Source organism: Specibacter sp. NPDC057265 (genome assembly GCF_042668835.1).
GTDB lineage: Bacteria > Actinomycetota > Actinomycetes > Actinomycetales > Micrococcaceae > Specibacter.
In genome coordinates this window covers 121,763-133,103 of sequence record NZ_JBHUYE010000002.1, presented here as the reverse complement: position 1 = coordinate 133,103, position 11,341 = coordinate 121,763, and the positions used below count along the sequence as shown (strand labels likewise).

General features: G+C 65.5%; 9 protein-coding genes and 1 riboswitch. Of the genes, 8 read left to right on the top strand and 1 reads right to left on the bottom strand.

What is annotated here, in order from left to right; all coding sequences use genetic code 11:
* The gene (locus tag ACFUCV_RS02570; protein ID WP_380811706.1) at positions 1–450 is read left to right on the top strand and encodes a DUF4233 domain-containing protein; all 450 of its coding nucleotides are present in this window, start codon (positions 1–3) and stop codon (positions 448–450) included.
* A gap of 42 nt (positions 451–492) precedes the next feature.
* Positions 493–909, top strand: coding sequence for a nucleoside-diphosphate kinase (gene ndk / locus ACFUCV_RS02565; RefSeq protein WP_380811704.1), 417 nt, complete (start codon positions 493–495; stop codon positions 907–909).
* 59 nt (positions 910–968) lie between these two features.
* On the opposite strand, the gene ACFUCV_RS02560 is transcribed toward ndk, so the two are convergent.
* Positions 969–1,604 (bottom strand): vitamin K epoxide reductase family protein, encoded by a 636-nt coding sequence (locus ACFUCV_RS02560; protein WP_380811702.1) that lies wholly within the window; start codon positions 1,602–1,604, stop codon positions 969–971.
* A 378-nt stretch (positions 1,605–1,982) separates the two neighbouring features.
* Between ACFUCV_RS02560 and ACFUCV_RS02555 the strand changes: the two genes are divergently transcribed.
* The 6 genes from ACFUCV_RS02555 to proB all read left to right on the top strand — a co-directional run bounded on the left by ACFUCV_RS02555 (position 1,983) and on the right by proB (position 11,322).
* Positions 1,983–5,606 (top strand): Rne/Rng family ribonuclease, encoded by a 3,624-nt coding sequence (locus tag ACFUCV_RS02555; RefSeq protein WP_380811700.1) that lies wholly within the window; start codon positions 1,983–1,985, stop codon positions 5,604–5,606.
* A gap of 110 nt (positions 5,607–5,716) precedes the next feature.
* Positions 5,717–5,815, top strand: a riboswitch (TPP riboswitch).
* Complete coding sequence (locus tag ACFUCV_RS02550; RefSeq protein WP_380811698.1) at positions 5,805–7,373, top strand: bifunctional hydroxymethylpyrimidine kinase/phosphomethylpyrimidine kinase; 1,569 nt, start codon at positions 5,805–5,807, stop codon at positions 7,371–7,373. Its footprint overlaps the riboswitch before it by 11 nt.
* Before the next feature lie 384 nt (positions 7,374–7,757).
* Positions 7,758–8,066, top strand: coding sequence for a 50S ribosomal protein L21 (rplU, locus tag ACFUCV_RS02545; RefSeq protein WP_380811909.1), 309 nt, complete (start codon positions 7,758–7,760; stop codon positions 8,064–8,066).
* Positions 8,067–8,124: 58 nt separating this feature from the next.
* Entirely contained in the window at positions 8,125–8,382 is a 258-nt protein-coding gene (rpmA, locus tag ACFUCV_RS02540) for a 50S ribosomal protein L27 (RefSeq protein ID WP_038462850.1), read from the top strand.
* Positions 8,383–8,530: 148 nt separating this feature from the next.
* Positions 8,531–10,144: a GTPase ObgE gene (gene obgE, locus ACFUCV_RS02535; protein WP_380811696.1), complete on the top strand. Its 1,614-nt coding sequence runs from the start codon at positions 8,531–8,533 to the stop codon at positions 10,142–10,144.
* Positions 10,144–11,322 carry a glutamate 5-kinase gene (gene proB / locus ACFUCV_RS02530; protein WP_380811694.1) on the top strand — a complete coding sequence of 393 codons (1,179 nt, stop codon included), beginning with the start codon at positions 10,144–10,146 and terminating at the stop codon, positions 11,320–11,322. Before obgE ends, proB begins: the two co-directional genes overlap by 1 nt.
* Positions 11,323–11,341 lie beyond the last annotated feature (19 nt).

The following is an 11,341-nucleotide window of genomic DNA, read 5'->3' as shown; positions in this document are numbered from 1 at the left end:
ATGGCCAAGTTGACCAAGGCGCAGCGTGACTGGCGGCCCAACACGCCCAAGAAGCTGCGCTCCACCAAAATGATGTTCGCCTCCGTGGTGCTCACGCTGGAAGCCTTTGTGGCGCTCTTTTTAGGGTTGGGGCTTTTTGGGCTCAATGACAAGGACGCCACCTTCCTGGCAGCCGGCGGCATCCTGGCCCTGCTGCTCATCCTCACCTGCGGAATTGTGCGCCGGCCGTGGGGCGTTGCCTTTGGCTGGCTGTTGCAGCTGGCGCTCATTGCCAGCGGTTTCTGGGAACCTGCCATGTTCGTGGTGGGTGTGCTCTTCGCGGCCGCCTGGTGGTACGCCTTGTACGGCGGGGCCAAGATTGACCGTGAAAACCGGGAACGTGCCAAGGAACAGGCCGCATGGGAGGCTGCTCATCCCGAGGAAGCCGCACCGGGGCCCAACCTTACGTAAACTGTTAGCCATTGTCCTTCTCATCTATGTATTGGAGTTACCGTGAGCATTGAGCGCACCCTGGTTCTTGTGAAGCCCGACGGCGTTGCCCGTAACCTGTCCGGGGCCATCCTGGCCCGTGTGGAAGCCAAGGGATACGTCCTGGCCGAGCTGAAGAAGGTCACCGCCACCCGCGCGCAGCTCGAGGAGCACTACGCCGAACACGTGGGCAAGCCCTTTTACGAGCCCCTGGTGGAGTTCATGCTTTCCGGCCCGGCCGTGGCTGCCATCTTTGAGGGCAACCGCGTCATTGAAGGCTTCCGTGCGCTGGCTGGAACCACCGATCCCACCACTGCGGCCCCCGGAACCATCCGTGGCGACTTTGGCCGCGACTGGGGCTTGAAGGTCCAGCAAAACCTGGTGCATGGCTCCGACTCGGTGGAGTCGGCGGAACGTGAAATTGGCATTTGGTTCCCCTGATGTTCCGGCACTAAAAAAGGGCACCTCCCGCGGGAGGTGCCCTTTTTAGTGCCTGCCTGCTAGGCGTTGGAGGGGATGATCAAGGCCATGAACTTGAAGAAAATGGAGGCAAGGGTGCCCAGGTAGATCAAGCCCACAATAACCCAGGCCCACTCATTGAGGACCTTGGTCAGGGCCGGCGGGGCGGGGATGACACCGTGGTTCAGGTTGCGCACGGTGATCCAGACGAACAGCGGAATCACCAGGGTCCACACCACCATGCAGTAGGGGCACAGCAGGGCCAGCGTGTACACCGCAGTGAACCAGAACCAGCCCACCAGCGCCATGCCCGCGGTGATGCCCAGCTGCAGACCGAGCCAGTACCAGCGGCCCATGCGGGCGCCGGCCAGCAGGACCATGCCGGTGGTGATCACCACCACGAAACCCACCACCCCAATGAAGGGGTTGGGGAAACCCAGAATGGCTGCCTGCTGCGTCTTCATGACTTCGCCGCAGGAAATCCACGCGTTGACGTCGCAGCTGATGGTGGCGTTCGGATCGCTGTACAGCTTGAGGCGTTCCAGCACCAGAATGAAGGATGCCAGCCAGGCAATTCCGCCGGCAATCACCAGGAACCAGCCAAAGGGCCTGTCCCGCACCAGGGCGGGCATGGCCGTTTCCGTGCGGCTGCCGGTGGGGTTTTTACTGCTGGACATGGGATCCCTTGTTCATCGAGGCCGGTAATGGTGTCCTGATTGTAGCGTGCCCATCCGAACGCGCCCTGTCTGGAACAGCCCCGTTGACGGGAGCGTATGAGACAATGGTGCTGGCTGGTTGGCGACCCACATGCGCCCATCGGTCCAATGGTTCGCCCACAGATTGTACGGTGACGACGCTGCCAGAGACGCGCAGCGATCCACTGCTTAGACATATTGGCGCAGACCATTGGCTTTTTGCGAGCTTGCGCACCCAGAAGTTGGTGCCGCCTGAAAAGTAATTAGACGACTTCAGTCAGCGCCTGCGGGGGCTGACACATCTGCCGCACGTGGCGCCCAATGTGGGGGTGGCTGCTGCGGCGCGAAAGTAACGCCCCTATGATCAATGAACAGTCCGCCTCCAACGCAGCACACCATGGCGACGACGGCGCCCAGGCCCCCGACGCCGGCACCGCCAACGCAGCCGCGCCCGCCAAAGCCAAAACCACGCGCCCACGCCGCGCCAGCTCTGCCGCCACGCAGCCTGCGGACGGCACGGAAGGCCTTTCGGCAGCCGTTGACGGGGCAGCCGAATCCGCGCCGGTAAAAAAGGCCCCGGTGCGGCGCAGCCGCGCCAAGAAGGCCACACCTGCCACCGACGCTGCCGGGACCGCCGCCCCGGCCGACTCTGCAATTGACCCCGCGCCCCCGCTTCCGGAAGGCACGGACCCCTCTGCCACAGCCGCGGAGGCCGGAAACGGGTCCGCGGCCAAGGCCAAGCGTCCTGTCCGCCGCCGGGCCACGGCACCTGTCATGGCCCCCGCCGCAGCGCAGGAGGAACTGCCCCGCAACAGCGTTGACACGGCTGTTCCCACCACCAGCGCCGCGTCCACAGGCACCGCCCCGGCAGCCGGTGAAGCCGCCGAAGGTGCAGGGCAGGCACCTGCCAAGGCGCCCGCACGCCGCCGCCGCGCAGCCAAGGCCCCGGCAGGCAAGCCCCTTGCGGAAAGTGCCGCCGTCCCAAGGATTTCCGCGGAGCCGACGGAGCTTGAGGTGCCCGAGCTTGAGGTGCCCGAAAAGCAGGCGCAGCAGATGCCGGCAGATGCCGGGGAGCCCGTGGACGCCCCGGCCCCTGCCAAGGCGCCTGCCCGCCGTGCGTCAAGAAGGGCCGTTGCCCCGGCCGCAGCGGTCTCCACCCCGGAAGCCGCCGCCGCTGACCCGGAATCCGCCGCCGACCCGGCCGACGCCGCCGCGTCCACCGGGACCGGCAGGAATGTGCGCAGCCGCCGCCGCAGTTCCGCCGCAACCGGCGCCCCGCAGGCTGCCGCGCCCGCCCCGGAGGAAGCCGCTGCCGCCGTCGTCGATGCCGGCGTCGACAGTGAAGCCACGCCGGCGGCGCCCATGGCCGAACCGGACCGCAGCCCAAGCGCTTCCGCCGCGGGCGGCACCCTTTTCCAGGAGCCGGCAACAGGCATGTCCGCGCTGTTTTTGGCACCTGATCTGAGCCTGTCCACGCCCGTGGTGGTGGCACGGGACACCATCAGCGGCGCGGGGGAGGACAACAAGGGCGAAGCCGGCGAAGACGGTGACGGTGACCGCCGCAGCCGGCGCGGCCGCAACCGCCGCAACCGTGGCGGCGAATCCACGGAGTCCGCCGAGCCGGCCGAAAGCGGCGAGGATGCGGAATTCGGGACGGAGGCAGCCGAAGAGGGCGTGTCCTCGCGCCGACGCCGGCGGCGGCGCCGTGGCGATGCCGATCTGGAACTCAGTGGCGGCAACGATGACGACCCGCCCAACACCGTCACCCGGGTGCGGGCGCCCCGGGCAGCCGTGGAGGCGGCCCCCAGCAACCGTGTGACAAGCCTGCGCGGCTCCACCCGCCTGGAAGCCAAAAAGCAGCGCCGCCGTGACTCGCGCGACTCCGGCCGCCGCCGCACGGTCATCACCGAAGCCGAGTTCCTGGCCCGCCGGGAATCGGTGGACCGCGTCATGGTGGTGCGCCAAAGTGAGGACAGGATTCAAATTGGCGTCCTGGAGGACGGCATCCTGGCCGAGCACTTTGTGTCCAAGACCCAGCAGGATTCGCTGATTGGCAACGTTTACGTGGGCAAGGTCCAAAACGTGCTGCCCAGCATGGAGGCGGCCTTTGTTGACATTGGCCGCGGCCGCAACGCCGTGCTGTACGCCGGCGAGGTGGACTGGGACGCCGCGGACCTCAAGGGCCAGCCGCGCCGCATTGAAAATGCCCTCAAGTCCGGGGACTCGGTGCTGGTCCAGGTGTCCAAGGATCCCGTGGGACACAAGGGTGCCCGCCTGACAAGCCAAATTTCGCTGCCCGGACGCTACCTGGTGTTTGTCCCCGGCGGTTCCATGACCGGGATCTCCCGCAAGCTGCCCGACGTCGAACGCAACCGGCTCAAGCGCGTGCTCAAAGACCACCTGCCGGAGAACGCCGGCGTGATTGTGCGAACGGCTGCCGAGGGTGCCAGCGAGGAAGAGCTCACCAACGACATCAACCGGCTGCGCGCCCAATGGGAAGGCATCAACAACAGGGCCGCGTCGGCCAAGACGCTGGCGCCTGAAATGCTGTACGCCGAGCCTGACCTGACCATCAAGGTGGTGCGTGACGTCTTCAATGAAGACTTCACGAAGCTGATCGTCTCCGGTGAGGAGGCCTGGGACACCATCGAGGCGTATGTCACCTATGTGGCCCCGGATCTGCTGGACCGTTTGGAAAAGTGGAGCAGCGAGGAGGACATTTTCTCCGCCCACCGCATTGACGAGCAAATCAACAAGGCCCTGGAACGCAAGGTGTTCTTGCCCTCGGGGGGTTCGCTGGTCATTGACCGCACCGAAGCCATGACCGTGGTGGACGTCAACACCGGCAAGTTCACCGGCTCCGGGGGAAACCTGGAGGAAACCGTCACCAAGAACAACCTGGAGGCTGCCGAGGAGGTGGTGCGCCAGTTGCGCCTGCGTGACATTGGCGGCATCATCGTCATCGACTTCATTGACATGGTGCTGGAATCCAACCGTGACCTGGTGCTCCGCCGGCTGGTGGAATGTCTGGGCCGCGACCGCACCAAACACCAGGTCGCCGAAGTCACCTCCCTGGGTCTGGTCCAAATGACGCGCAAGCGCATGGGCACCGGCCTGCTGGAGGTCTTTGGCGAACAATGCCCCAGCTGCGCAGGCCGCGGCATGGTCACCCACGAGATTCCAGTGGAGCACCGCCGCAACCACGCCGCATCCGTGGAGGTGGTTTCCGCCCCCTCCCAGGCGCCCAAGCACGAGCCCCGCGAGCAGGAACGCACAGCCAACCGCTCCACCCGCAGCGAGCGCAAGCGCAACCGCAACCGCTCCCAGCAGGCGGAGTTGGAAGCCGGCCATGACGTTCCGGCCGCACCGGCAGTGGATGCGGCAGCTGACGCCGCCAAGGTACAGAAAGCCCAGGAGGCCCGCATTGCGCTGGCCGCGATTGCCGCCGCCGCTGCCGCCGCACACCACGAGCCGGCAGCTGCCGGCCAGGTGGGGGCCGCCATTGCAACCACACCGGCTGCAGCGTCCGACGGCGCCACCCTCACCCTGGGCGGGGAAGCCGTGGAGCTGCCCCGTGGGCACCGGGGGGAAAGCCGGGAGCTGGCCGAATCCACCCCGGTGGACAAGGCGGCCGCGCTGGCGGGTCTGGCCCAGGCCCTGGACCAGTTGGCTGCCCCCAGCGTGCAGGAGGGCGCCACGTCCGGCGTGGAGGCCGTGGCCGGCGAAAAACAGGCAGTATCTGTGCCCGGGGACGCCGGGGATGGCGGCCGCGCCCGTTCGCGGCGGCCACGCCGGAACCGCAGCGCACGCAGCGCCCAAGGCGGTGCCGACACTGCAGTGGAGACCGTGGACTCGGTGCAGCACGGTCAGGGCTCGGCTCCGCACAGCAGTGCCGCCGCGGTGGTGCCTGCCGCCGCGCCGGTGGCCGTGAAGAGCGCTGAACCCATCATTTTGGGCGTCGGGGTTCCCGCCTCGGAACTGTAGCCAGCCCGCCCAACCGCAGGCACCCTGCCGGCCCGCGCCGCCTTAAGAAGCTCCATGACATCTTCTCAAGGCGGCGCGGGCCGGTTTTTTGCATGTTCCGGGTTAGGGTGGGATCAGACACGGGGTGCCAGGCCACCAGGGCCGGCTGAGACTACACCCGTTGAACCTGCCCGGTTAGCACCGGCGAAGGGATGTCCCATGAGCACAACCGCCCTTGATTCACCTGCCCCGGCACCTGCGGTCCGCCGCGATGGCCACACCGGCCATCCACGCATCCTGGCCATAGCGGGCTCGGACCCCTCAGGGGGTGCCGGCATCCAAGCTGACATTAAGACCATTTCGGCCCACGGCGGCTATGCCTTGGCCGCCGTCACCGCATTGACGGCCCAAAACACCCAGGGCGTGCAGGCCATCCATGTGCCGCCGGGGCATTTCCTCACCGCACAACTTGATGCCATCTCGACGGACATCACTGTTGACGCAGTCAAGATCGGCATGTTGGGAACGGCCCAGGCGATGGCGGCGGTGGGCCGGTGGCTGCAGCGCACGCAACCGCCCGTCGTGGTGCTGGACCCGGTCATGGTGGCCACCAGTGGTGATTCCCTTGTCGAAGCCGGGACGCGGCAGGCCCTTTTGGATCTGTTGCCGCACACGCATCTGGTGACACCCAACCTTGCCGAGTTGGCGGCCCTGCTGGAAGCACCCCTGGCCACCACCTGGGCGCAGGCCCTGGCCCAGGGGCGTGAACTGGCCGGTGCCCATCAAGTGCTGGTGCTGGTCAAGGGCGGGCATTTGCCTGGGAAGCACTGTCCCGATGCGCTGGTGGACGCCCAGGGAACGCTGCAGGAGTTTTCCGCCCCCCGCGTTGACACTGTCAACACCCACGGCACGGGGTGTGCCCTGTCCTCCGCCGTGGCAACCCTGCAGGCGCACGGCGGGGATTGGGCGCTGAGCATCCAACGGGCGAAGGAATGGTTGGTGGGCGCCTTGGAAACGTCGGCACAGCTGCAGGTGGGCGGCGGGGCCGGCCCGGTGAACCACTTCCATGCCCTGTGGGGGCCCGCCGCGGTTGACCTTCCCCGCAGCGCACCGGGGCCCGGAGAGGATTTCAGCGGCTGGCTGTGGCAGCAGTGCAAGGACATGCGTGCGGCCATCTTCAACCTTGACTTCATCAAGGAACTTGCCGCAGGCACCCTGGCCCGTGGACACTTTGACTATTATTTGGCGCAGGATGCCCTGTACCTGGGCAGCTATTCCCGGGTGCTTTCCCAAGCCAGCGTCCTGGCACCCACCCTCGCCGAACAGCGTTTTTGGGCGCACAGCGCCCAGCAGTGCCTTGAGGAGGAGCTGGCGCTTCATGACGGGTGGCTGGATGCAGCGCCCCCCGCGCCTCCCGGACCGGTGACCCGGCGCTATGCCGAGCACCTGCAGAGCACCGCCTTCGAGGGCGGATACGGGGAAGTGGTCGCGGCGGTGCTGCCCTGCTTCTGGATCTATGCGGACGTGGGCACGGCGCTGCACGCCGATTATGAAAAGTTCCCCGGGAACCACCCCTACGGGGCGTGGATTGAAAGCTACGCGGCCACCGACTTTGTGCACGCCACCCACCGGGCCATCCAAATCATGGACGCCGCAGCACGCGGCGCCTCGGCAGCACAGCGGGAGCGCATGGCAACCGCCTTCCGGCGTTCGGTGGCGCTGGAACTGGAGTTTTTTGCAGCACCGCACGCCCGGGAGGGCGCCGTCGATCGCGGCTTGGGTGATTAACACCACCACCCCCGGCGGCAATTGAAGGTCCCGTTGGACGGGTGCTTGCGCAAACTCCGCGGTATTCACGCTAAAGTTGTGGAGTACGGTTTAGCGGCCAAGGATCATTTTGCGAACAGCAGCTGTGATCCGCGGCCACCAAACCTGTCTCATTTGCTCCCGGACCCGGAATTAGCGTATTCTTGATCTTCGGTGCTTACGCCAACACCTAGGGCAACCACTCCATGGCAGAACTCCATTGAGGTCCACGGCGTTGAGGCACACAGTGTGTATGCCGCGTTTGTTCAACTTTGAACAGCGGCTGCATGCGGTTGGCGGCAATCAATCATGATTCGCAGCCGGCATCAAACTTTGTAATAAACGTCGAGAGAAGTGAGTTCCCCAGTGGTGTACGCGATTGTCCGCGCAGGCGGCCGTCAAGAAAAGGTTTCCGTCGGAGACCACGTGACCATGAACCGCGTCCCCGGTGGAGTTGGCAGCACGCTTGAGCTGCCCGCTCTGCTCCTGGTCGATGGTGAGACAATCACCACCGCCGCAGCGGATCTGGTAAATGTCAAGGTTACGGCTGAGAAGTTGGAGGATCTTCGCGGGCCGAAGATCGTCATCCAGAAGTTCAAGAACAAGACCGGCTACAAGAAGCGTCAGGGCCACCGTCAGGAACTGTCCAAGGTCAAGATCACTTCAATCGCCTAATAGGGCGAAAGACGTTCGATCCACTTAGAATCTTTTAGTAAAAAGGCAGGCATTTCAAATGGCACATAAAAAGGGTGCGAGTTCCACTCGCAACGGTCGCGACTCCAACGCTCAGTACCTGGGCGTCAAGCGCTTCGGTGGTCAGGTTGTCAAGGCAGGCGAAATCATCGTCCGCCAGCGCGGCACCCACTTCCACCCCGGCGTAAGCGTTGGCCGTGGCAAGGATGACACGCTGTTCGCATTGGACGCAGGCGCAGTCGAGTTCGGCACGCGTCGTGGACGTCGCGTTGTGAACATCGTCGCAGCTGCGGTCTAACACCAAAGCTTTTGTCAGTGGAGCGGGCCGCCTGGCCCGCTCCACTGTCTTTTAACACAAACGCATTTCACCGCCGGCATCCGGGCCTAGTTTCAGCAACGGACTAGAATTGATGCGCAGAAACCAAGTTCTATTCAAGGAGATTCCAGTGGCCAGCTTTGTTGACCGGGTTGTTTTGCATGTATCCGGCGGGACTGGCGGCCACGGCTGCGTCTCAGTTCACAGTGAAAAATTCAAACCGTTGGGCGGGCCCGACGGCGGCAAGGGCGGCGACGGCGGCAGCGTGATTTTCCGCGTCAGTGACCAGACCACCACCTTGCTTGACTTCCACCATGCACCCCACCGCCGCGGCGGCAACGGCCAGCCCGGCATGGGTGACTGGCGCGACGGCAAGGACGGAAACACCCTGGTCCTTGAAGTTCCCGACGGCACCGTCATCAAGGACAAGGAAGGCAACGTCCTTGCCGACCTGGTGGGCATTGGTACGGAGTATGTGGCTGCAGCAGGTGGCCAGGGTGGGCTCGGCAACCATGCCCTGTCCTCACTCAAGCGCAAGGCCCCGGGCTTCGCCCTGCTGGGCATTGCCGGCCATGAGGCCGACATTGTCCTTGAGTTGAAGTCCATTGCCGACATTGCATTGGTGGGCTTCCCGTCCGCCGGCAAGTCCAGCCTCATTGCCGCCATGTCCGCGGCCCGGCCCAAGATTGCCGACTACCCCTTCACCACATTGATCCCCAACCTGGGCGTTGTCCAGGCCGGCGAGGTCCGGTTCACCATGGCCGATGTGCCCGGCCTCATCGAGGGTGCCAGCGAAGGCAAGGGCCTGGGCCACAACTTCCTGCGCCACGTGGAGCGGTGCGCCGCGATCGTGCACGTCCTGGACTGCGCCGCCCTGGAAGCGGACCGCGACCCCATCAGCGATTTGGCCGTCATTGAGCGCGAACTGGACAAGTACGACGTCGACATGAGCTTCGCGGGAACCGACGGCGACGTGGTTCCCCTGAACGCCCGTCCCCGCCTGATCGCGCTGAACAAGGTGGACTCGCCCGACGGCCGCGACATGGCCGGCTTTGTGCGTGCGGACCTGGAAGCGCGCGGCTACCGCGTGTTTGAAGTTTCCGCAGCCAGCCATGAAGGCTTGAAGCAGCTTGGCTTCGCGATGGCGGAAATTGTCACGGAGGCACGCAAGGCCCTCGCCGATGCCCCGGCCAAAGCCACCCCCGTGGTTCTGCGCCCCCGTGCCGTCAATGAATCGTCCTTCACCATTCACCGGGAAGAGCGCAACCTCAAGCCGCTCTTCCGCGTCCGCGGCGAAAAGCCGGAGCGTTGGGTGGAGCAGACCGACTTCCAGAACGAGGAAGCCATTGGTTACCTGGCGGACCGGCTGGCGAAGGCCGGCGTCGAAAAGGAACTCTTCAGGATTGGTGCCACACCCGGTGACACGGTGGTCATTGGCGGCGAGAACGGCATGATCTTTGACTGGGAGCCCACCATGATGGGCGGCGCCGAACACTTGGCGGCCCCCCGCGGCACCGACCTGCGCCTGCTGGACCTGGGCGACCGCCCCACCCGTTCACAGAAGCGCCAGGAGCAGCAGGAACGCCGCGACGCCAAGGCGGCCACGCGTGCGGAAATGGAAACCGAGCGCAAGGCCGGCATCTGGACGGAATTGAACGACCGGTCCTCCGTCCGTGCCGCAGCCAGTGAATCGGAGCTGGCCGCGGACGCCGTTTCAGATGATGAGGATGCAGCGCAGGGCTGATGAACCAGGAAACCAGGGGAGCCGAAACTCAGCAGCCACATGAATGCCTGCAGTCCCGCCGCCAAGTAGCCACAGCCGCCCGGATCGTCGTCAAAGTCGGCTCATCTTCCTTGACCTCGGTCGCGGGCGGGATCTCGGAAGACGCGCTGGAGCAGCTGGTGGGTGTCCTGGCGCAACGGCGGCTGGCCGGCACGGAGATCATTTTGGTCTCCTCCGGGGCCATCTCCGCCGGCCTGCTGCCCCTGGGCCTGGCGCGCAGGCCCAAGGACCTGGCCACGCAGCAGGCGGCGGCAAGTGTGGGGCAGGGCCTGCTCATGGCGCACTACAACAAGGCCTTCACCTCCCATGGTGTGACGGCGTCGCAGGTGCTTTTGACCGCTGAAGACCTGACCCGCAGGCACCAGTACGTCAATGCCCACCGCGCCCTGGAACGGTTGTTGAATCTGGGCGTGGTGCCCATTGTGAACGAAAATGACACCGTGGCGACGCATGAAATCCGCTTTGGTGACAATGACAGGCTCGCCGCCCTGGTGGCGCACCTGGTCAAGGCCGACGCACTGGTGCTGCTGTCCGACGTCGACTCCCTCTATGACGGGCCGCCCGCCCAGGGCGCCACCCGCATCAGCCAGGTCAACTCGCCGGAGGATTTGGCCGGCATTGTCATTGGCAGCGCCGGGAAGGCCGGCGTTGGCACCGGCGGGATGGCCACCAAGGTGCAGGCGGCCATGATTGCCGCCGAGACCGGCATCCCCGCCCTGGTCACCTCCACCAGCCAGGCCGCCGCAGCGCTGGCGGGGGAGGACGTGGGCACCTGGTTCGGCATCAATGGCAACAAGCGCCCCGTGCGCATGCTGTGGCTGGCCCATTTGGCGGACATCCGCGGGCGGCTGGTGCTGGACGACGGCGCCGTCCGTGCCGTCAGCGACCGGCACAAGTCGCTTTTGCCGGCGGGCATCACGGCCGTCACGGGAGACTTCGACGCCGGCGACGCCGTGGAGCTCAGTGATGCGCACGGTACGGTGTTTGCCCACGGCCTGGTCAACTACAGGCATTCGGACCTGCCGCAAATGCTGGGCCGTTCCACCAAGGATCTGGCCAAGGACATGGGCCGCGGCTTTGAACGCGCGGTGGTCCACGTTGATGATCTGGTGCTGCTGAACGTACCAGCCACAGCCTAGATGCTCAATTGCCTTAGAC